Here is a 21,428-nt window from a genome sequence, read left to right as displayed (position 1 = left end):
GTTCGATTATGGCATCGGGGTACGACACGTTTTTGGCGCCGCAGCTCGCACGCGCGGTTAAGCTGCGGGTCGTATCGTCCGCACGCCGGCCGCGAGGAAACATGACCGAACGCATCGAGACCTCCCGCACCATCGCTGCGCCCGCCCCGGCCATCTTCGCCGTGCTGTGCGATCCGCAGGGCCACGTGGCGATCGACTCGTCCGGAATGCTTCAAGACGCCGAGGGCGACGCGGTGCGGGCCGTCGGTGATCAGTTCGTCGTTCACATGGACCGCGAATCATTGAATGATTTCCCGGAATTGGGCAAATACGACGTCACCGTCGACATCAAGGAATTCGAGCAGGATCGGCTGATTTCCTGGACGGTTCTCGGGCAGATTAAGCCGCCAATCGGCCACGTCTACGGCTACGCGCTCACCCCCACCGGGGACGGCGCGGCCACGATCGTCACCTCGTTCTACGACTGGTCGAACATCGACCCGAAGTGGCGAGAAGCCGGAATTTTCCCGATCCTGTCCGAGGGCGCATTGCGCGCGACTTTGGGAATTCTCGACCGCACGGTGCGCCGCGGTTATCCGCGCGGATAAACCCCGAGCCGCCAGCGCCACACGCCGTGTTGCTCATCGCCTTTCGGGTGAGCGAGAGATTGCGGGCGCGGTTTCGCGCGACATTTGTTCGGGTATTACCTCGGGGCCCCTCACGAAAGGACCTGTCATGTTGCACCAGGTAATTCTGGCGAGTTCGGACCCGGTCGCGGCCGGCTTTATCCTCCGTGGCATCAAGGGAATTTTCGTCGCCATCGGCAGCATTATCGCCGCAATAGTCTGCGGAATCATCGCCATGATGAAGGGCCGCAATCCCCTGGGCTGGGGAATTCTCGGGCTGTTCTTTTCGATCCTGACGTTGATCGTCGTGATCATCATTCCCAGCAAAAAATGACGGCCTACCGACCGAGCCGCCCGAGCACCTCGGAGACCACCGAATCGAGCGCGACGGGTACCTGATCCCCGGTCCCGAGGTCCTTCACCCCGACGGTGCCGGACTCGATGTCGCGGTCGCCGAGGACCAGCGCAATCCGGGCGCCGGAGCGGTCGGCCGCGCGCATCGCGCCCTTGAGTCCGCGGTCACCGTAGGCGATGTCGACGCGCACACCCCCGGCGCGCAACTGCGCGGCCAGCACCGCCAGCCGCAACTTGGCCTGCTCGCTCAGCGGCACGCCGAACACCTCGCACCGCGAGGTCTGCCCCACGCTCTTGCCCTCCGCGCGCAGCGCCAGCAGCGTACGGTCCACACCGAGCCCAAACCCGATGCCGGACAGGTCTTGTCCGCCGAGCTGGCGCATCAGGCCGTCGTAGCGGCCACCGCCGCCGATGCCGGACTGGGCGCCCAGGCCGTCGTGCACGAACTCGAACGTGGTCTTGGTGTAGTAGTCCAGCCCGCGCACCATGCGGGGATTGATGACGTAGGGCACACCCATCGCGTCCAGGTGCGCCAGCACGGTGTCGAAGTGCTGCTTGGCCGCGTCGGACAGGTGATCGAGCAGCACCGGAGCGTCGGCCGTCATGGCCCGCACCCCGGGCCGCTTGTCGTCGAGCACCCGCAATGGATTGATCTGCGCCCGCCGCCGGGTTTCCTCATCCAAGTCGAGCCCAAAGAGGAACTCCTGCAACAGTTCCCGGTACTGCGGCCGGCAGCTGTCATCGCCCAGCGAGGTGATCTCCAGGCGGAATCCGTCCAGCCCGAGGGAGCGGAAGCCGGCGTCGGCGATCGCGATCACCTCGGCGTCCAGAGCCGGGTCGTCGACGCCGATCGCCTCCACGCCGACCTGCTGCAGCTGGCGGTAGCGGCCGGCCTGCGGACGTTCATAGCGGAAAAACGGCCCCGCGTAACAGAGTTTGACCGGCAACGCGCCGCGGTCCAAACCGTGTTCGATGACCGCGCGCACCACGCCCGCGGTGCCCTCGGGCCGCAGCGTCACCGAACGATCGCCACGGTCGGCGAACGTGTACATCTCTTTGGACACCACGTCGGTGGATTCGCCGACGCCGCGGGCGAACAGCGCGGTGTCCTCGAAGATGGGCAACTCGATGTCGCCGTAGCCGGCCCGGCGCGCGGCGCCGAGCAGGCCGTCGCGCACCGCGATGAACTGCGCCGAATCCGGCGGGACGTAGTCCGGTACCCCTTTGGGTGCGGAGAACGCTGAGAATTCCGGCACGGGCTACAGGCCTTCGAGGAACGGGTTGAGGCGCCGCTCGGCGCCGATGGTGGTGGAGTTGCCGTGTCCCGGCAGCACCACGGTCTTGTCGTCGAGCACCAGAAGCTTGTCGACGATCGAGGTCAACAGGTCCCGGCCGCTGCCGCCGAACAGGTCGGTGCGACCCACCGCGCGTTCGAAGAGCGTGTCACCGGTGAACACGACGTCCTCGTCCCCGGCGACCCGGAACACCACCGACCCGCGGGTGTGTCCGGGCGTGTGGTCGACGTTGACGGTCACGCTGCCCAGGTCCAGCTTGTCGCCGTCGCGGTCCAGCTCGACGACCTGCTTGGGCTCCCGCCAGAAGGCACCCGCCACCATCTGCGCCAGGCGCGGGCCCAGGCCGTAGATCGGGTCGGTGAGCATGAACCTGTCCTCGGGATGGATGTAGGTCGGGCAACCGTAGGTGTCGGACACCTTCTGCGCCGACCACATGTGGTCGATGTGCCCGTGGGTCAGCAGCACCGCGGCCGGCGTCAGCCGGTTCTTGTCCAGGATGGTTCGCAGCGGGCCCATCGCCCGTTGCCCCGGATCCACGATGACGGCATCCGTTCCTGGCCGCTCGGCCAGCACGTAGCAGTTGCACTGCAACATGCCGGCGGGAAATCCGGTGATCAACACGGTTCCCAGTTTCCCACGGGCCCCACTTGACACGAGTCGCGGCGCCCACATTAGCCTGAGCTGGCACCTCACCCGTAAGGGCTCCGACTTCACCAAGCATGGAGGCATAGCGGCCGTGCCGACCAACGAACAGCGACGTGCCAACGCCAAGCGCAAGCTCGAACGGCAGCTGGAGCGGCGCGCGAAGCAAGCCAAGACGCGCCGGATCGTGCTGATCGCGGCCGCCTCGATCGTGGCCGTGGCCGTGATCGCGGCGGTGGTGATCACGATCGTGAACACCAAGCACGACGACCACAAGAGCAATACCGCGGCGTCGACGACCAACAGCAGCAGCAGTGCGCCGGAGACGACGGCGCCCGGGCAGCCGGGTCAGACCGCGCCGCTGCCGCCGTTCAAGCCGTCGGCCGACGTGGGCGCCAACTGTCAGTACCCGGCGTCATCCCAACCGGCGGCCAAGGAGGTCAAGCCGCCGCGGACCGGCAAGGTGCCCACCGACCCCGCCCAGGTGAGCGCCAGCATGGTGACCAACCAGGGCCACATCGGCCTGATGCTGGCGAACAACGAATCGCCTTGCACCGTCAACAGTTTCGCGAGCCTGGTCGGCCAGAAATACTTCGACAACACCAAGTGCCACCGGCTGACCACCTCGCAGGGACTGGGCGTCCTGCAGTGCGGCGACCCGAAAGGCGAGGGCACCGGCGGCCCGGGCTATCAATTCGCCAACGAATACCCGACCGACCAGTTCCCGCCGAACGACCCCAAGGCGCAGGAGCCCGTCGTCTATCCGCGCGGCACCCTGGCCATGGCGAACGCCGGGCCCGGTACCAACGGCAGCCAATTCTTCTTGGTGTACAAGGACTCCCAGCTGCCGCCGCAATACACCGTATTCGGCACCATCCAGCCCGACGGGCTGGCCACCCTGGACAAGATCGCCAAGGCCGGCGTCGCCGGTGGCGGCGAAGACGGGGCACCCACCACCGAGGTGACCATCACCTCGGTGGCGCTCGACTAGTGGCGATCGCGAGCGCGGCGGAGCCGGGCGAAGCGGGTCGCCACCATCGGGACTAGCCCGGATCGACGCGAAACTCCCTCTGATCGGCGCGATTCGCCCGACGCGCACCGCCGAGAGCTTATGGTCGTTGGGTGAATCTGGATCCGGACTCATTCGGTCATTACCGAATATTGGACCTGTTGGGGCGCGGCGGGATGGGACGCGTATACCGCGCCTACGACACAACCACGGACCGGGTAGTCGCGCTGAAAGTGCTTCCGCCGCATCTGGCTGAGGATCAAGACTTCCAGCAGCGTTTCCGCCGGGAGGCTCGGATAGCGGCGGCCCTCAACGACCCACACGTGGTGCCCATCCACGGATTTGGCGAGCTTGACGGCCGGCTCTACGTCGACATGCGGCTGATCGAGGGCCGCCATTTGTCCCAGTACATCAACGAAAACGGCGACCGCCTCAGCCCCGAGCAGACGGTCGCGGTGATCGAGCAGGTTGCGGCCGCGCTGGACAGCGCCCGCCAGGCGGGGTTGATCCACCGCGACATCAAACCGATGAACATCTTGATCACCACTGCACACAATTTCGTCTATTTGATCGACTTCGGTCTTGCCCGCACCGAGGCCGACACCCAACTCACGCAGACCGGTGCCACGATGGGCACCGTCGCGTACATGGCGCCCGAGCGCTTCAAAGGCAAAACGGATCACCGTGCCGACGTCTACTCGCTGGCCTGCGTTCTGCACGAGTGCCTGACCGGCAAGCGGCCATACGCCGGAGAGAGCCTCGAAGAACAGCTCAACGCGCACCTGAACGCCCCACCGCCGCGACCGTCCGCGACGGCACCGGGTGTCCCGACGGGCTTCGACGCCGTTGTCGCTCGCGGCATGGCCAAGGACCCCGAACAGCGGTATCAGACGGCGATCGAGCTCGCCGAGGCCGCCAGAGCGGTGCTGGTCGGCACTGGCACGGCCACGACGTCGGGTTCACCGGGCGCGGCGCCGCAGCCGGGGATTGCGGCTCCCCCGCCGGGGGGCACACCCGATCCGCGGTTGCAGCCCGGGCGCCCAACGCATTCGCGGCGTTTGCTCGTCGGCATCGTCGGCGCATCGGCGCTGGCGCTGGCCGCGGTGGCGGCCCTGGTTTTCGCGTTGGTCACCCAGAGCCACGGTTCGGCCGACAGCGCGGCCTCGCCCACCCAGACCCGGGTGCGGGCGCCCGGCAGGCCCGGATCCAACCCCGGTTCCAACGGCCCGGCGTCGGCGACGGTGCCACCGCTGCCGGCCTTCGCGCCGCCGGCCGACCTGGGGGCCAACTGCCAATACCATTCGGTGCCGGACCCGGCCACCCGGCCGGTGAACCCGCCGCAGTCGGGCAAGGTGTCCACCACTCCCCCGCAGATCGGGGCCGTCATCTCCACCAACTTCGGTGACATTCCAATCCAACTCGCCAATTCCGAATCCCCGTGCACGGTGAACAGCTTCATCAGCCTGGCCAAGCAGCAATTCTTCGACAACACCCAGTGCGCCCGGCTGATCAGCTCCCAGGACGGCGGATCGCTGTTGTGCGGCGGTCCCGAGGTGGACGGATCCGGTGGCCCCGGTTACGAATTCGGTGACGAGTACCCCACGGACCAATACAAGCCAGACGATCCCGCGCTGCGCGCGACGGTGGTATACCCGCGCGGCACCATCGTGATGGCCACCGAGGGACCCAACACCAACGGCAGCCAATTCGCCTTGATCTATCAGGATTCCGAGATGGAACCGCAGAGCACGGTGCTGGGCACCATCGACCAGGCCGGGCTGCAGACCCTGGACAAGATCGCCCGGGCCGGCATCGCCGGCAATCGTCAGAGCGGCGCGCCCACCGACCCGGTGAAGATCACCTCGGTGCGACTGAGCTAGGGCGCGGGATTCACGCCGCGGACGTGACGCGGTAGACGTCGTAGACGCCTTCGACGTTGCGCACGACGTTGAGCAGATGGCCGAGATGCTTGGGGTCGCCCATCTCAAAGGTGAAGCGGCTGATCGCAACTCGGTCACCGGAGGTGGTGACCGACGCGGACAGGATGTTGACCTTCTCGTCGGCCAGCACCCGGGTGACGTCCGACAGCAGCCGGTGCCGGTCGAGCGCCTCGACCTGGATGGCCACCAGGAACACCGACGACGGCGACGGCGCCCAGTGCACCTCGATGATGCGCTCGGACTGCTGCTGCAGCGAGGCCGCGTTGGTGCAGTCGGTGCGGTGCACGCTCACCCCACCGCCGCGGGTGACGAACCCCATGATCTGGTCGCCGGGCACCGGGGTGCAGCATTTCGCCAGCTTGGTCAGCACGCCCGGGGCGCCGGGAACCGAGACGCCGACGTCGTCGCTGCTGCGCGGGCGGCGCAACATGGTTGTCGGCGTGGACCGTTCGGCGAGGTCCTCCTCGGCCTGGTCGATGCCACCGAGTTCGGCCAGCAGCCGCTGCACGACGTGCCGCGCCGACACATGACCCTCACCGATCGCCGTGTACAGCGCGGACACGTCGGTGTAGTGCAGCTCGCGCGCCACCGCCGCCAGCGTCTCGCCATTGACCAAGCGCTGCAACGGAAGTCCACCACGACGCACCTCGCGGGCCATGGCGTCCTTGCCGGATTCGAGCGCCTCCTCGCGGCGCTCCTTGGCGAACCACTGCCGGATCTTCGCCTTGGCGCGTGGTGAGACCACGAACTGCTGCCAGTCGCGCGACGGCCCGGCGTTGGCCGCCTTGGAGGTGAAAACCTCGACGACTTCCCCGTTTTCCAGCTTGCGCTCCAGCGCCACCAGCCGCCCGTTCACCCGCGCGCCGATGCAGCGGTGCCCGACCTCGGTGTGCACCGCATACGCGAAGTCCACCGGTGTCGACCCGTTGGGCAGGGTGATCACGTCACCCTTGGGGGTGAACACGAAGATCTCTTGTACCGCAAGGTCATAACGCAGGGACTCGAGGAACTCGCCCGGGTCCGCGGCCTCCCGCTGCCAGTCGAGCAGCTGGCGCATCCACGCCATGTCGTCGATCTCGGCGGCGGCATGCGGATGCGGAAGGCCGTTGCGGCCCTTGGCTTCCTTGTAGCGCCAGTGCGCGGCGATGCCGTATTCGGCGGTGCGGTGCATGTCGCGGGTGCGGATCTGCACCTCCAGCGGCTTGCCCTCCGGCCCCACGACGGTGGTGTGCAGCGACTGGTAGACGCCGTACCGCGGCTGGGCGATGTAATCCTTGAACCGCCCCGCCATCGGCTGCCACAGCGAATGCACCACGCCGACAGCGGCATAGCAGTCCCGGATCTCGTCGCACAGGATGCGGATGCCGACCAGATCGTGGATATCGTCGAAGTCGCGGCCCTTGACGATCATCTTCTGGTAAATCGACCAGTAGTGCTTCGGGCGGCCCTCCACCGTCGCCTTGATCTTCGACGCGCCCAGGGTGTTGATGATCTCGGCGCGGACCTTGGCCAGGTAGGTGTCCCGCGACGGCGCGCGCCCGGCGACCAGCCGAACGATCTCCTCGTACTTCTTGGGGTGCAGGATCGCGAACGACAGGTCTTCGAGTTCCCACTTGACGCTGGCCATACCCAGCCGATGCGCAAGCGGCGCAATGACTTCCAGCGTCTCGCGGGCCTTGCGCGCCTGCTTTTCCGGCGGCAGGAAGCGCATGGTGCGCATGTTGTGCAGCCGGTCGGCGACCTTGATCACCAGCACGCGCGGATCGCGCGCCATCGCGGTGATCATCTTGCGGATGGTCTCGCCCTCGGCGGCGCTGCCCAGCACGACCCGGTCCAGTTTGGTGACGCCATCGACCAGATGGCCCACCTCTTCACCGAATTCCTCGCTCAAGGCGTCCAGGGTGTACCCGGTGTCCTCGACGGTGTCGTGTAGCAGCGCGGCCACCAAAGTCGTGGTGTCCATGCCCAATTCGGCCAGAATGGTCGCGACGGCCAGCGGGTGGGTGATGTAGGGGTCGCCGGAATGGCGTAGCTGGCTGGCGTGCCGCTGGTCGGCGACCTCGAAGGCGCGCTGCAGCAGCGAAACGTTCGCCTTCGGGTAGATCTCCCGGTGCACCGCCACCAGCGGTTCCAGCACGGGGTTGAGCGTGCTGCGCTGAGCCGTCATCCGGCGGGCCAGCCTGGCTCGGACCCGACGCGACGCGCTGCTGGACGTTTTCAGGGATTCGGTCGGTGGCTCCGGAGCCTCCATCGGCTGAGTGATGGCCGGCGGCTCTGGGAGTTCAGTGGGCGCGTCGAGCGCTTGCGCCCCGCTGTTTTCCTCCGCCACGTTGGTCACCTCCGAAATCGAGGATATCTCCATTGCCTGAGCGCTACTCGCAAGTCAGGCTGTGTACCGCCAACGGCGCGACCGCTTCCCTGCCGCGCAGCGCGCCGAGTTCGAACACCACCGCCGCCGCCAGCACGTTTGCCCCGGCGCGGCCGAGCAGCCGCGCCGACGCGGCCAGGGTACCGCCGCTGGCCAGCACGTCGTCGATGATCGTGATGTTGCGCCCGTGCAGGTCCATGCCGTCGGCGGGGATTTCCAGCGTCGCGCTGCCGTATTCCAGGTCGTAGCGCTCGGCGTGTACCGGCGGCGGCAGTTTGCCGGCCTTGCGAATCGCCAGCACACCGGTCTGCAGCCGGTCGGCGACGGCCGCGGCCAGCAGGAAGCCCCGGGCCTCGATGCCGGCCACCAGATCCGAACCGGACGCGATCTCGGCCAATGCGCCGGTGATCGCCGTCATCGCCGTCGCGTCCGCGAACACCGGGGTGAGGTCCTTGAACTGGACGCCGGGCTTGGGGAAATCGGCCACCTTGCGCGTCAGCGACGCGATCAGCTCCGCTACCGGCGTCCGCTCGGCGGCGTTCGTCATCGGAGCCTCACTGGATCAGCGCCCATCGGTCCATGTTCCAGCCCGCGCCCCACCGCGTCGGGTTCTTGCCGACCGCGTACATCTTCTTCGAGGTCAGCAGCGTGCGCTGCTGCCGGTACAGCGGCAGGGTGGGCATGTCGCCCCACAGCACCGGGGCGGCTTCGGTCAACAGCCGGACTCGTTCGGCGGCGTCGGCCGAGACGGCCAGCGCGCTGATTGCGTTGTCGACCTGGGGATTCGAGTACCCGGACAGGTTGTTGCCGTTGCCGGTGTGCAGGGCGTAGGCATCGAGCGCCGACGACCCCGTCGACCCGCTGCCGGTGGCACCCCCGGTGCTGGCCAGCAAGGCGTCGATCTTGCCGTCCCGCAGCGCCTGCGGCCCCGAGCCGTCCAGGATGACGCCGGCGACGGTGACACCCGCCGGGGCGCACGCCTTGGTGATGACGCCGACGTTGACCGCGAGCCGCGCATTGGGCCCCTGATAGCCGATCCGCACCGTCAACGGCGCGCCGCCGAGCGCGTTGCGCGCGGCGACCGGGTCGGCCTTGTTGAACGGTTCGGCCTCCGCGGCCCCGTCACCGGCCGACACGGCGTCATCGCCGGCCGGATCCAGGCGCGAGTTGGCGATCGGCGTCCCCGCGTCCTTGGCCAGCGAATCGCGGGGCGTGCACAGCGCGACCGCGCGCCGGGCCTTGGGCGCCGCCAGCGGGCCCTGCGGGGCGAAGATCAGCTGTTCGACGCCGTCCGACGGGCCGTCGGAGCGCTCGTAGTTGTCCGGCGTGGTCAGCGCCCCCGAGGAGCCGGCGGCGACGTCGACGACGTCCACGCTGCGGCTGTTGACCCGGTCCTGGATGTCGGGCCCCTGCGACCACACCGTGACCCGCTTGGTGATGGCCTTGGGCCCCCACCACCGGTCGTTGGCGACGAGCACCACCGCGCCGCCGTCCAGCACGGATTCGATCTTGTACGGCCCCGACGACGGGAACCGCTTGACGTCGACGCCGGGCTTGAGATCCCAGATGGTGTTCCACAGCTTCGCGATCTGCTGCACCAGCGGCCCGTTGTTGCTGAGCAGGGCCGCCGTCACGTCGACGTTGAGCTGGTCGGCGATGACGTGCGACGGCATCAGCGTGGTTGCGGTGAACAGCTGGGTGTAGTCGACGACACCGCGATCCGGGATGAAGGACACCCGGGCCTTCTTTTGCCCGGGCATGCATTCGACGTTGGCGATGTCGAGGTAGCCGGCCTGGTTTGCGGCGTGGAAGTCGGGGAACTTGCCGGACTGGGCCGCCCAGGCGAGCACGATGTCGTCGCAGGTCACCGGCTTGCCATCGGAGTAGACGGCGTTGTCGGCGATCTGGTAGTCCAGCACAAGCGGCGTGCCACCGACCACCGATACGGTGCCGAAGTCACGGTCGGCGACGGTTTGCCCGTCGGGGCCGTGATAGCCGAAGCCGGTGAGCGTCCGGGCGAACGCCTGCGCTCCGGCCGAGGCGGCGCCGGCGACGGTGTTGGTGTTGTAGGTGGACAGCGGGCCGTCGACCACGTAGTCGATCTGGGCGGCGGCGCTGCCCGCGCAGGCGGTCAGCGTCACACCGGCCGCCAGCACCACCGCCAATCCGGCGCCGATCCACCCCGCGAGAGCCCGGGGGCCGATGAGCACGCCACGATCGGCCCGAGTTCCCCGGTACCTGGTGGCCATGGGCCTACCGCCGGCCGACGTTCCGCTTACCGGTGGGACGACGGGTCCCGGTCGGCCGCACGGGACGGGCGCCCGGCGCCGGCTTGCTCGGTGCGGGCTTGGCCGGCTCGGCCGCCGTCGCTTCGTGCGTCTCCTCGGCGGTCTCGGCCTCGTCGTCGCCGGTCTCGGCCGCCGCGCGCGAGCCGGGGCTGCGCCGCCGCGTCACGCGCCGGGTGTGGGTGCGCACCAGCTCGGTGCGCTCGCGCAGCGTGACCAGCAGTGGGGTGGCGAAGAAGATCGATGAGTAAGTGCCGACCAGGATGCCGACCAGCTGCACCAGCGCCAGGTCCTTCAGCGTGCCGACGCCCAGCAGCCACACCGCCACGACCATCAGCGCCAGCACCGGCAGCACGCTGATCAGGCTGGTGTTGATGGAGCGCATGAACGTCTGGTTGATCGCCAGGTTGGCCTGCTCGGCGAAGGTCCGCCGAGTGGTGTGCTGGAAGCCGTGGGTGTTCTCCTCCACCTTGTCGAACACGATGACGGTGTCGTAGAGGGAGAAACCGAGAATCGTCAGCAAGCCGATGACGGTGGCCGGTGTGACCTCGAAACCGACCAGCGAGTACACCCCGGCGGTGACGCTGAGGTCGAAGACCATGGTCGTCAGCGCGGAGATGGCCATGTACCGCTCGTAGCGGATCATGATGTAGACGCCGACCAGCACCAGGAAGACGGCGAGCGCGATCAGCGCCTTGTCGGTGATCTGGTCGCCCCAGGTCTCGGAGACGGCCGCGTCGCTGATGGCCTGCTTGCTGGGCTTACCGTCGGCGCCCTTGGGTCCGAAGGCGTCGAACAGGGCGTTGCGCAGCTTCGTGGTCTGGTCGTTGGTCAGCGTTTCCGAGCGGATCTGCACGGTCGCGCCCGCGCCGTTGCCGACGACGACGACCGCCTCCGGATCCTTGCCGAGGGCCTTGCGGAACACCTCCGACACCTGCGAGGTCTGCACGGTGCCTGCCTGCCCCGCGGCGGGCATCGAGACCGTCGTGCCGCCGTTGAAGTCGATGCCGAAGGTGAAGCCCCGCAACAGGATGGACAGGACGGCGATGGCGACGATCGCGCCGCTGATGCCGAACCACAACCGGCGCCGGCCGACCACCTCGAACGCGCCGGTGCCGGTGTAGAGGCGCGACAGGAAGCCGTGGTGCGGTTGCCCGGCGGCGCCGCTATCGGTCAATTCTGTTGCGCCCTCGGATGCTTCGGTGATCTCGGTTGCGTCTTTGGAGGCTTTGGAGGGAGTCATGCGTTATCCCCGTCCCGTCTTGACCTGCGCCGAAGCCCGGCGTTCGCGGGCGACCCGCTGAACGGCACCCAGGCCGTTGTAGGCCGGCTTTGCCAGCGTCGGGGACTTGGACGCCAGGTACACCAGCGGCCAGGTCACCAGGAACACCACCACGATGTCGAGGACCGTGGTGAGGCCCAACGTGAAGGCGAATCCGCGCACCTGGCCGATGGCCAGCGCGTAGAGCACCGCGGCGGCCAGGAAGGTGACGGCGTTACCCGACACGATCGTCTTGCGGGCCCGCACCCAGCCTCGCGGTACCGCCGATCGGAACGAACGGCCTTCGCGGATCTCGTCTTTGATGCGTTCGAAGAAGACGACGAACGAGTCGGCGGTGGTGCCGATACCGATGATCAGACCCGCGATGCCGGCCAGATCAAGCGTGTAGTTGATCTGACGGCCCAGGATCACCAGGATCGCGAAAATCATTGCCCCGGAAGCGCCCAGCGACAGGGCTGTGAGCAATCCCAGTACCCGGTAGTAGAGCAGCGAATACACCAGCACCAGGATCAGCCCGATGGCGCCCGCGATCAGCCCGGCCCGCAGCGAGGTCAATCCCAGTGTCGCCGAGACTGTTTGGGCCTCCGACGATTCGAAGGACAGCGGCAGCGAGCCGTATTTGAGGACGTTGGCCAGCTGCTTGGCGGTCGCGGCGGTGAACGGCGGATCGCCACCGCTGATCTGCGTCCGGCCGCCGGGAATGGCTTCCTGGATCATCGGTGCGCTGACGACCTGCGAGTCCAGGGTGAACGCGGTCTGGGTACCGATGTGGGCAGCGGTGAAGTCGGCCCAGGTGTTGGCTGCGGCCGACTTGAACTGCAGGTCGACGACGTAGCCGATGCCGCGCTGGTTCTGGCTCGCGGTGGCGTCCTGGATCTGGTCACCGCTGATGATCGACGGGCCCAGCAGGTAGGCGACCTTGTGGTCGGTCGAGCAGGTGATCAGCGGCTGGGCGGGATCGTCGTTGCCGGCCAGGATGTCTTCCTTGTCGCAGCGCGTCGCCTGGAACTGCAGGGCGAGGAACTGAATGCCCTGACGCGTGCTCTGGCGCCACTTCTTCTCGTCGGCGATGCGGTCGGCGAGTTCCTTGCGCGGGTCAGGCGGCGCGGGCGCTTCGGCGGGCGGAGCCTCTACGGCCGGCGCGCCGGGCGCGGGCGCAGGAGCGGGCGCGCCGGGCGCCGGGGGTGCGGGGCTGGGCGTCGGCGGCGGGTCCTGCGGATACGGGCGCGGCTGGGCGCCCGGGTGGGCTGGCACGGGTTGACCGGGGGCCGGTTGAGCCGGAGCGGGCTGACCAGGAGCCGGCTGGCCGGGCGCGGGCTGGCCGGGAGCGGGCTGACCGGGAGCGGGGTGGCCGGGCGCGGGCTGGCCAGGAGCGGGCTGGCGCGCCGGCGGCTTGGGCTCGGCGCTCTGGGCCGGCATCGAGTTGAGCACCGGCCGGATGTAGAGGCGGGCGGTCTGGCCCAGGTTGCGGGCCTCGTTGCCGTCGTTCCCGGGCACCGTGATGATCAGGTTGTCGCCGTCGACGACGACCTCCGAACCGGAGACGCCGAGCCCGTTGACCCGGGCACCGATGATCTGCTGGGCCTGCGCCAACGCCTCACGGCTGGGCTTCGAGCCGTCCGGGGTGCGCGCGGTCAGCGTGACGCGGGTGCCGCCCTGCAGGTCGATACCGAGCTTGGGGGCGGCCCGCTTGTCCCCGGTGAGGAACACCAGCAGGTAGACGCCGACGAGCAATAACAAGAAGACCGACAGGTAGCGGGCAGGGTGCACCGGCGCCGAAGACGATGCCACGTTCCTTCTATCTCCTCGAGAATCGGTTAGTTACCCCGGACAGAGCCTACGTGGCCCCCACTTGCCCGTCGCGCAAGCGGTCCGGGGATGGTGGGGAATCCCCCCGTCAGAGATCCTTGCTGATCGAGCCCTCGTCGGCGGAGTCCTCGCCGTCGGCCAGGTCTTCGTCGTCGTCGGGCAGGATCCGGTCGCGGATCGCCAGCTTCATCCAGGTGGTCACCACGCCGGGTGCGATCTCCAGGTCGACGGTGTCGTCGGTGATCGCGACCACGGTGGCCTGCAGGCCCGACGTGGTGTGCACCCGGTCGCCCGGACGCAGCGACTCGTGCAGGTCGATGGTGGCCTGCATCGCGCGCTTCTGCCGGCGCGACGCCAAGTACATGAACCCGCCCATGATGAGCAGGAACGGCAGGAACAGGATCAAACTTTGCATGGACGCGCCTGTCTTTCGTCGTAAATTATCGGGGCTACGGTGCCGGTACGACTCGAGCGTCGCGCACCTCGTAACGATCCAGTGTGCCCGTCCAGTCTGGCAGGCCGCGGGTCACGGCCGACCGCCACGGTGCACGGAGTGCCCGCCGACGCCAAGGTCGATAGGCTTTTGATGCGACGTGACACGCGCGCCGCGGGGAGGAGTTATGTGGTGGCCAGCCTCGAGCAGACTCGCCAGCTGGTCACCGAGATCCCCGGTCCGGCGTCGCTGGAACTGACCAAGCGCCGGGCGGCGGCGGTGTCGCACGCGGTGAACGTGTCGGTGCCCGTCTTCGTCAAGCGCGCCGGCGGCGGCATCATCGAGGACGTCGACGGCAACCGGCTGATCGACCTCGGTTCCGGCATCGCGGTGACCACCATCGGCAACTCGTCGCCCCGGGTGGTCGAAGCGGTGCGCGCGCAGGTGGCCGAGTTCACCCACACCTGCTTCATGGTGACGCCGTATGAGTCCTACGTCGCCGTCGCCGAGACGCTCAACCGGATCACCCCGGGTTCGGGCGAGAAGCGCTCGGTGCTGTTCAACTCCGGCGCCGAGGCGGTGGAGAACGCCGTCAAGGTCGCGCGCTCCTACACCCGCAAGCCCGCCGTGGTGGCGTTCAACCACGCCTACCACGGCCGCACCAACCTGACCATGGCGCTGACCGCCAAGTCGGCCCCCTACAAGAGCGGCTTCGGCCCGTTCGCGCCGGAGGTCTACCGAGCGCCGCTGTCATACCCCTACCGGGACGGTCTGATCGACAAGGAACTGGCCACCGACGGGGAGAAGGCGGCCGCGCGCACCATCAACGTCATCGACAGCCAGATCGGCGCCGACAACTTGGCGGCCCTCCTCATCGAGCCCATCCAGGGTGAGGGCGGGTTCATCGTTCCGGCCGAGGGCTTCCTGCCCACACTGCTGGACTGGTGCCACAACAACGACGTGGTATTCATCGCCGACGAGGTGCAGACCGGCTTCGCGCGATCCGGCGCCATGTTCGCCTGCGAGCACGAGGGCATCGAGCCCGACCTGATCTGCACCGCCAAGGCCATCGCCGACGGACTGCCGCTGTCGGCGGTGACCGGCCGGGCGCAGATCATGGACGCGCCGCACGTCGGCGGGTTGGGTGGCACCTTCGGCGGAAACCCTCTGGCTTGCGCGGCGGCGTTGGCCACCATCGAGACAATCGAGAATGACGGATTGATCGACCGGGCCCGGCAATTGGAACGCCTGATCACCGAACCACTGCTGCGCCTACAGGCCGGCGATGACCGGATCGGCGACGTGCGCGGTCGGGGCGCCATGATCGCCATCGAACTGGTGAAGTCGGGAACCGCCGAGCCCGACAAAGAACTGACGCAGAAACTGACCGTCGCGGCCGCCGCGGCCGGCGTGATCGTCCTGACCTGCGGCATGTACGGCAACGTCATCCGTCTGCTGCCGCCGCTGACCATCGGCGACGAGCTGCTGAGCGAGGGCATCGACATCCTCGGCGGACTCCTGCGCGACCTGTAAGACCTGGGGAAGCGCCCCCGTGGGCAATCTCACAAACACCACGAGGGTCGGATCATGGTGGAATACCGTTACTTTAGCTAACGTTCTATATGTCAGCGCGGACAGCGCAAATTGACTCGCTAACTTTCATTTGTAAGGGATTCTGTATGTCGACTGCCATTCATGACGAGGAAATCGACCGTCGCATCGAGCAACTCGTTGCCAACGACCCCCAGTTCGCCGCCGCCCGCCCGGACCCGGCGATCACCGCGGCGACCGAGCAGCCGGGGCTGCGGCTGCCGCAGATCATCCGGACCGTGCTGGACGGTTATGCCGACCGGCCGGCACTGGCGCAGCGCGCTGTGGAGTTCGTCAAGGACGCCAAGACCGGACGGACGTCGGCCGAGCTGCTCCCCCGCTTCGAGACCGTCACGTATGGGGAACTCGGCGAACGAGTTTCGGCCCTGGGCCGCGCGTGGGCCAGTGACTCGGTGAGCCCCGGCGACCGCGTCTGCGTGCTGGGCTTCAACAGCGTTGACTACGCCACCATCGACATCGCGCTGGGGACCATCGGCGCTGTGTCGGTGCCGCTGCAGACCAGCGCGGCGATCTTGTCGCTGCAGCCGATCGTGGCCGAGACCGAGCCCAGCCTGATCGCCTCGAGCGTCAACCAGCTGCCCGACGCCGTGGAGCTGATCCTGGCCGGCGACCACGTGCCCGGCAAGCTCGTCGTGTTCGACTACCGGCCCGAGGTCGACGACCAGCGCGAGGCCGTGGACAGCGCCGTGGCCCGGCTGGCGGGTACCGACGTGGTCGTCGAGAAGCTCGCCGATGTGTTGCAGCGCGGCAAGGACCTGCCCCCGGTTCCCGAGCAGCAGACCGACGAGGACTCACTTGCGCTGCTGATCTACACCTCCGGAAGCACCGGCGCCCCCAAGGGCGCGATGTACCCGCAGAGCAACGTCGGCAAGATGTGGCGGCGCGGCAGCAAGAACTGGTTCGGCGAGAGCGCCGCGTCGATCACCCTCAACTTCATGCCGATGAGCCACGTCATGGGACGTGGAATCCTCTACGGCACGCTGGGCAATGGCGGCACCGCCTACTTCGCGGCGCGCAGCGACCTGTCCACCCTGCTCGAGGACCTCGAGTTGGTGCGGCCCACCGAGATGAACTTCGTCCCGCGTATCTGGGAGACGCTGTTCGGTGAATTCCAGCGTCAGGTCGAGCGCCGCCTGGCCGACGGAGGCGACCGCGAGGCGGTCGAGGCCGCGGTTCTGGAAGAACAACGCCAGTATCTGCTGGGCGGGCGGTTCATATTCGCGATGACGGGCTCCGCGCCCACCTCGCCGGAGCTGAAGAAGTGGGCCGAGTCGCTGCTGCAGATGCACCTGATGGACGGCTACGGCTCCACCGAGGCCGGAATGGTGTTGTTCGACGGCGAGATCCAGCGCCCGCCGGTGATCGACTACAAGCTGGTCGACGTTCCGGACCTGGGCTACTTCAGCACCGACCGCCCGCACCCGCGCGGCGAGCTGTTGCTGCGGACCGAGAACATGTTCCCCGGCTACTACAAGCGGGCCGAGACCACCGCCAACGTTTTCGACGAGGACGGGTACTACCGCACCGGTGACGTGTTCGCCGAGATCGCTCCGGACCGGCTGGTGTACGTCGACCGCCGCAATAACGTGCTCAAGCTCGCACAGGGTGAGTTCGTGACGCTGGCCAAGCTGGAGGCGGTGTTCGGCAACAGCCCGCTGATCCGCCAGATCTACGTCTACGGCAACAGCTCTCAGCCCTACCTGCTGGCCGTCGTGGTGCCGACCGAGGAGGCCTTGGCGGACAACGACATCGAGTCGCTCAAGCCGAAGATCGCCGACTCGCTGCAGAAGGTCGCCAAAGAGACCGGCCTGCAGTCCTACGAGGTGCCGCGCGATTTCATCGTCGAGACCACCCCGTTCACGCTGGAAAACGGTCTGCTGACCGGGATCCGCAAGCTGGCGTGGCCGAAGCTGAAGCTGCACTACGGCGAACGGCTCGAGCAGATCTACGCCGACCTGGCCGCGGGCCAGGCCAACGAGCTGGCCGAACTGCGCCGCAGCGGCGCGCAGGCGCCGGTGCTGCAGACCGTGAGCCGGGCCGCGGCCGCCATGTTGGGGGCCGGGACCAGCGACCTGTCCGCCGACGCCCACTTCACCGATCTTGGCGGAGACTCGTTGTCGGCGTTGACATTCGGCAACCTGCTGCGCGAGATCTTCGACGTCGACGTCCCGGTGGGCGTCATCGTCAGCCCGGCCAACGACCTGGCCGCCATCGCCACCTACATCGAGGCCGAGCGGCAGGGCTCCAAGCGGCCGACGTTCGCCGCCGTGCACGGACGCGGCGCCACGACGGTGCACGCCAGTGACCTCACGCTGGACAAGTTCCTCGACGAGGCCGTCCTGGCCGGCGCGCCGAGCCTGCCGAAGCCCGCGACCGAGGTGCGCACGGTGCTGTTGACCGGCGCGACCGGATTCCTGGGCCGCTACCTGGCACTGGACTGGCTCGAGCGAATGGACATGGTCGACGGCAAGGTCATCGCCCTGGTGCGGGCCCGCTCCGACGAGGAGGCGCGCGCGCGGCTGGACAAGACCTTCGACAGCGGCGACCCGAAACTGCTGGCGCACTACCAGGAGCTGGCCGCCGACCACCTCGAGGTCATCGCGGGTGACAAGGGCGAGGCCAACCTCGGCCTGGACCAGCAGACCTGGCAGCGACTGGCCGACACGGTCGATGTGATCGTCGACCCGGCGGCGCTGGTGAACCACGTGCTGCCGTACAGCGAGCTGTTCGGCCCCAACGCCCTGGGCACCGCCGAGCTGATCCGAATTGCGTTGACGTCCAAGCAAAAGCCGTACACGTACGTGTCGACGATCGGTGTGGGTGACCAGATCCAGCCGGGCAAGTTCGTCGAGAACGCCGACATCCGGCAGATCAGCGCCACCCGCGAGGTCAACGACAACTACGCCAACGGCTACGGCAACAGCAAGTGGGCCGGCGAGGTGTTACTGCGGGAGGCACACGACCTGTGCGGCCTGCCCGTCACGGTGTTCCGCTGCGACATGATCCTGGCCGACACCACCTATGACGGACAGCTCAACCTGCCGGACATGTTCACCCGGCTGATGCTGAGCCTGGTCGCCACCGGTATCGCGCCCGGTTCGTTCTACGAGCTCGACGCGGACGGTAACCGGCAGCGGGCGCACTACGACGGTCTGCCGGTCGAGTTCATCGCCGCGGCGATCTCGACGCTGGGAACACAGATCACCGACAGCGACACCGGTTTCCAGACGTACCACGTGATGAACCCGTACGACGACGGCATCGGACTCGACGAGTACATCGATTGGCTGGTCGAGGCCGGATACTCGATCGAGCGCATCGCCGATTACTCCGAGTGGCTGCGGCGGTTCGAGACCTCGCTGCGGGCCCTGCCGGATCGGCAGCGTCAGTACTCGCTGCTGCCGCTGTTGCACAACTACCAGGAGCCTTCGGTGCCGATCAACGGCTCGATGGCACCCACGGACGTGTTCCGTGCGGCGGTGCAGGAAGCGAAAATCGGCCCCGACAAAGACATTCCACATGTCACGGCGCCGGTGATCGTCAAGTACATCACCAACCTGCAGTTGCTCGGACTGCTCTGAGTTAACAAAGCAATCGCCCAGTCCCATTGCGGGACTGGGCGATTGCTCTTGTTCGGTATGAACTACTGCTGCGGGTGCGGCCAGCGCAGGTACGCGGCGTCAGCCCCCGTCCCGGTGCGGTTCTTGCGCCATCCGCGCTTGGGCTCGGGGTCCGCCGCGGACCGCGGCTTGGTCAGCGCGCCCGAGGAGACCTCGGCCGGCTCGTAGACCGAATCCCGGTATGGCTCAACGCCCGGCGCCGCGGCGACGGGTTCGCCGGCCACCGGATGCACGTCGCGGGCCAGGCGCACTGCGGTGCGCGCCAGCACAACGCCACCCACGAAGATGATCAACGCGCCCAGGCCCGAGAAGTACGTGACCTCGAGCAGCGCGCGCTTGCGGTCGGTCGCGGCGATCGGGTCACCGGCCGAGCCGATTCCCAACAACGGGGCGACCTGGCCGCCCACGACGAACCAGGCGCCGGCCAGCACGGCCAGCCAGCCGCCCAGCATGGCGGCGACCCGGTTGCCGGCGACGATCAGTAACAGGCCGCCCAGCGCGGTGGCCGCGCCCGGCGCCACCTCCAGCCAGCCCCGGGCCGTGCTCCATGCCCAGTCCCGGTCCGGTGTGTAGGCGAAATTGAAGTGCGGACCAACAAACGGTATTAACGCCCCCCAAGCTCCCAAAATGACCAGGAGCAATCCGCTGACCGCGCCGCGCGAGCGCGGCATACTCAGCCCGCGGGGTCGGCCGTCTTCTGCGTATTTCATGACTTCCCCTCGTTGAATACCGGGTCGAATTCCGGCCTGGGATGGTTACCCAGCGCCTTCCACTAGTAACCCACGACGAACTCGAAAGCCACCGCTAGCCGTGGCTTTTGAGGCTGCTGGGGCTGGTGTTACTGCTGAAGGCCGAGCAGCAAGAGCACGATGGCGATCGCCGGAAGGGTGCCCTGCGTCGCCGCGGCGCGCGCCTTGGCGCGGTCGGACGCGATCAGCACCACCGCGGCCGCGGCCATCGACCCGACACCGGCGAAGATCAGGGCTGCTCCAATCCCCGTGTGCCCCAAGACAACTGCGAGGATGCCGGCGCCGGCGACGATGGCAAGGAACAAGTTGTAGAAGCCTTGATTGAAGGCGAGCAGCTTGGTGGTTTCGGCTTCGGCCGGGGTGGTGCCGAAGGTGGCGCGGGTGCGCTCCGAGGTCCAGGTCAACGATTCCATCACAAAGATGTAGACGTGCAGCAACGCCGCCAGTGCGGCGAACACCAACGCGGTGGTGATCATCGCTCCTCCTCGCCGGTCGCGGCCCGCGCAGCGGCGGTCACCTTTTCGCTTGTCTCGGCCGGTGAACATTAACCGACCGGCGGTTAGCCCGGCCAGCCTGACGCGAAAAGGCACCGGTCAGCCATGGCTACCGGTGCCTCCCCTTGGAGAATGCGCTAGGCGCCGGCGTGGTGGTGCCGGTGGAACAAGCCGCCGCCGCCGCTGCGCCGACGGAACAGCCCACCCCCGGTGCGCCCGCTCGGCGCCCGCTCGGCCGCCGGGGCGTCCGCCCCAGCCGGGCCGTGGGTTTCGTCATACATGGCCGGTTGGGCCGCCGGGACGGCCTCGTCCGCCACCGGTGCCGGTTGCGTCGCCACGACGTCGCGCGCGTGCCGAACCGCCAGGCGCGCCACCGCGGCCCCGCCAAAGAACACGATCAGGGCGCCCAGACCGGTGAAGTAGGTGACCTCGAGCAGGGCTCGTTTCAGATCCGTCGCGGCCGTCGGTTGACCGATGTCGCCGATGCCGAGCGTCGTAGCGAACGCACGGCCAACCACGAACCAGGCCCCGCCGGCGACCGCCAGCCAGCCGCCGAACACGGCGCTGGCGCGGTTGTTGGACATGAGCACCAGCAGCCCGCCGACCGCCGCGGCAGCCCCGGGGAGCACCTCCAGCCAGCCTTTGGCCGTGGTCCAGGTCCATGCCGGGTCTGCCATGTAGGCCCAGTCGATGTTGGGCCCGAAGAACGGCACCAACGCGCCCCACGCACCCAGCAGGATCAGGAGTAACCCGGTTAGCGCGCCGCGGGTACGGGGCATGTACAGCGCGCGAGGGCGGTCGTAGTCGTGGCTCGTGGTCCTCATCGGAACCTCCTTCAAACAGGTATGACTGCTGTGAGGCTGGTTACCCGACGGTGCCGGGGTGTAACCGAACACGCCCAGGTTGGTGTTTGCTGGCGTCGCCGGAACGGG

17 protein-coding genes are annotated in these 21,428 nt (G+C 67.9%); 6 read left to right on the top strand and 11 right to left on the bottom strand.

Annotated features, from left to right (window positions below):
* Positions 1 to 101: 101 nt before the first annotated feature.
* A complete protein-coding gene (locus tag ACZYVJ_RS23920) occupies positions 102 to 587 on the top strand; it encodes an SRPBCC family protein (protein WP_463833620.1) in 486 nt (161 codons plus the stop codon).
* Between the two features lie 127 nt (positions 588 to 714).
* Positions 715 to 939, top strand: coding sequence for a deoxyribodipyrimidine photolyase (locus tag ACZYVJ_RS23915; protein WP_406816088.1), 225 nt, complete (start codon positions 715 to 717; stop codon positions 937 to 939).
* Between the two features lie 4 nt (positions 940 to 943).
* Here ACZYVJ_RS23915 and hisS read toward each other — a convergent pair whose 3' ends face one another.
* Both hisS and ACZYVJ_RS23905 read right to left on the bottom strand, forming a co-directional pair.
* Positions 944 to 2,215, bottom strand: coding sequence for a histidine--tRNA ligase (gene hisS, locus ACZYVJ_RS23910; RefSeq protein ID WP_463833619.1), 1,272 nt, complete (start codon positions 2,213 to 2,215; stop codon positions 944 to 946).
* 3 nt (positions 2,216 to 2,218) lie between these two features.
* Positions 2,219 to 2,875 (bottom strand): MBL fold metallo-hydrolase, encoded by a 657-nt coding sequence (locus tag ACZYVJ_RS23905; RefSeq protein ID WP_463833618.1) that lies wholly within the window; start codon positions 2,873 to 2,875, stop codon positions 2,219 to 2,221.
* Positions 2,876 to 2,990: 115 nt separating this feature from the next.
* Between ACZYVJ_RS23905 and ACZYVJ_RS23900 the strand changes: the two genes are divergently transcribed.
* Positions 2,991 to 3,887 carry a peptidylprolyl isomerase gene (locus tag ACZYVJ_RS23900; protein ID WP_463833617.1) on the top strand — a complete coding sequence of 299 codons (897 nt, stop codon included), beginning with the start codon at positions 2,991 to 2,993 and terminating at the stop codon, positions 3,885 to 3,887.
* A 131-nt stretch (positions 3,888 to 4,018) separates the two neighbouring features.
* The gene (locus ACZYVJ_RS23895) at positions 4,019 to 5,785 is read left to right on the top strand and encodes a protein kinase domain-containing protein (protein WP_463833616.1); all 1,767 of its coding nucleotides are present in this window, start codon (positions 4,019 to 4,021) and stop codon (positions 5,783 to 5,785) included.
* A gap of 10 nt (positions 5,786 to 5,795) precedes the next feature.
* Here the strand turns inward: ACZYVJ_RS23895 and ACZYVJ_RS23890 are convergent, their stop codons facing one another.
* From ACZYVJ_RS23890 to yajC, 6 genes are all read right to left on the bottom strand, one after another.
* On the bottom strand, positions 5,796 to 8,207 hold the full coding sequence (locus tag ACZYVJ_RS23890) for a RelA/SpoT family protein (protein WP_463833615.1): 2,412 nt from the start codon (positions 8,205 to 8,207) through the stop codon (positions 5,796 to 5,798).
* A gap of 10 nt (positions 8,208 to 8,217) precedes the next feature.
* Complete coding sequence (locus ACZYVJ_RS23885) at positions 8,218 to 8,760, bottom strand: adenine phosphoribosyltransferase (protein WP_463833614.1); 543 nt, start codon at positions 8,758 to 8,760, stop codon at positions 8,218 to 8,220.
* Positions 8,761 to 8,767: 7 nt separating this feature from the next.
* Positions 8,768 to 10,462, bottom strand: a complete 1,695-nt coding sequence (locus ACZYVJ_RS23880; RefSeq protein WP_463833613.1) for an ABC transporter substrate-binding protein — start codon at positions 10,460 to 10,462, stop codon at positions 8,768 to 8,770.
* Positions 10,463 to 10,466: 4 nt separating this feature from the next.
* The gene (secF, locus tag ACZYVJ_RS23875) at positions 10,467 to 11,741 is read right to left on the bottom strand and encodes a protein translocase subunit SecF (protein WP_463833612.1); all 1,275 of its coding nucleotides are present in this window, start codon (positions 11,739 to 11,741) and stop codon (positions 10,467 to 10,469) included.
* A 3-nt stretch (positions 11,742 to 11,744) separates the two neighbouring features.
* Entirely contained in the window at positions 11,745 to 13,571 is a 1,827-nt protein-coding gene (gene secD / locus ACZYVJ_RS23870) for a protein translocase subunit SecD (protein WP_463833611.1), read from the bottom strand.
* A gap of 106 nt (positions 13,572 to 13,677) precedes the next feature.
* Complete coding sequence (gene yajC, locus ACZYVJ_RS23865; RefSeq protein ID WP_463833610.1) at positions 13,678 to 14,004, bottom strand: preprotein translocase subunit YajC; 327 nt, start codon at positions 14,002 to 14,004, stop codon at positions 13,678 to 13,680.
* Between the two features lie 210 nt (positions 14,005 to 14,214).
* Here yajC and gabT point away from each other — a divergent pair, with 210 nt between their 5' ends.
* Both gabT and car read left to right on the top strand, forming a co-directional pair.
* A complete protein-coding gene (gabT, locus tag ACZYVJ_RS23860; protein WP_463833858.1) occupies positions 14,215 to 15,555 on the top strand; it encodes a 4-aminobutyrate--2-oxoglutarate transaminase in 1,341 nt (446 codons plus the stop codon).
* Positions 15,556 to 15,701: 146 nt separating this feature from the next.
* Entirely contained in the window at positions 15,702 to 19,214 is a 3,513-nt protein-coding gene (gene car, locus ACZYVJ_RS23855; protein WP_463833609.1) for a carboxylic acid reductase, read from the top strand.
* A 62-nt stretch (positions 19,215 to 19,276) separates the two neighbouring features.
* Here car and ACZYVJ_RS23850 read toward each other — a convergent pair whose 3' ends face one another.
* The 3 genes from ACZYVJ_RS23850 to ACZYVJ_RS23840 all read right to left on the bottom strand — a co-directional run bounded on the left by ACZYVJ_RS23850 (position 19,277) and on the right by ACZYVJ_RS23840 (position 21,320).
* Positions 19,277 to 19,963: a hypothetical protein gene (locus ACZYVJ_RS23850; RefSeq protein WP_463833608.1), complete on the bottom strand. Its 687-nt coding sequence runs from the start codon at positions 19,961 to 19,963 to the stop codon at positions 19,277 to 19,279.
* 128 nt (positions 19,964 to 20,091) lie between these two features.
* Positions 20,092 to 20,478 (bottom strand): DUF1304 domain-containing protein, encoded by a 387-nt coding sequence (locus ACZYVJ_RS23845; protein WP_463833607.1) that lies wholly within the window; start codon positions 20,476 to 20,478, stop codon positions 20,092 to 20,094.
* A gap of 155 nt (positions 20,479 to 20,633) precedes the next feature.
* Positions 20,634 to 21,320, bottom strand: a complete 687-nt coding sequence (locus tag ACZYVJ_RS23840; RefSeq protein ID WP_463833606.1) for a hypothetical protein — start codon at positions 21,318 to 21,320, stop codon at positions 20,634 to 20,636.
* Between the last annotated feature and the right edge of the window lie 108 nt (positions 21,321 to 21,428).

This window comes from Mycobacterium sp. IDUB_3, from assembly GCF_055419585.1.
This window is presented reverse-complemented; position numbering and strand designations above follow the sequence as displayed.

Bases quoted from the DNA above. Each gene is read 5' to 3' on its own strand.
- ACZYVJ_RS23920 (WP_463833620.1), top strand. From the start codon at position 102: ATGACCGAACGCATCGAGACCTCCCGCACCATCGCTGCGCCCGCCCCG.
- ACZYVJ_RS23915 (WP_406816088.1), top strand. From the start codon at position 715: ATGTTGCACCAGGTAATTCTGGCGAGTTCGGACCCGGTCGCGGCCGGC.
- ACZYVJ_RS23890 (WP_463833615.1), bottom strand. From the start codon at position 8,207: ATGGAGATATCCTCGATTTCGGAGGTGACCAACGTGGCGGAGGAAAAC.
- ACZYVJ_RS23885 (WP_463833614.1), bottom strand. From the start codon at position 8,760: ATGACGAACGCCGCCGAGCGGACGCCGGTAGCGGAGCTGATCGCGTCG.
- ACZYVJ_RS23880 (WP_463833613.1), bottom strand. From the start codon at position 10,462: ATGGCCACCAGGTACCGGGGAACTCGGGCCGATCGTGGCGTGCTCATC.
- secF (WP_463833612.1), bottom strand. From the start codon at position 11,741: ATGACTCCCTCCAAAGCCTCCAAAGACGCAACCGAGATCACCGAAGCA.
- yajC (WP_463833610.1), bottom strand. From the start codon at position 14,004: ATGCAAAGTTTGATCCTGTTCCTGCCGTTCCTGCTCATCATGGGCGGG.
- car (WP_463833609.1), top strand. From the start codon at position 15,702: ATGTCGACTGCCATTCATGACGAGGAAATCGACCGTCGCATCGAGCAA.
- ACZYVJ_RS23850 (WP_463833608.1), bottom strand. From the start codon at position 19,963: ATGAAATACGCAGAAGACGGCCGACCCCGCGGGCTGAGTATGCCGCGC.
- ACZYVJ_RS23845 (WP_463833607.1), bottom strand. From the start codon at position 20,478: ATGATCACCACCGCGTTGGTGTTCGCCGCACTGGCGGCGTTGCTGCAC.
- ACZYVJ_RS23840 (WP_463833606.1), bottom strand. From the start codon at position 21,320: ATGAGGACCACGAGCCACGACTACGACCGCCCTCGCGCGCTGTACATG.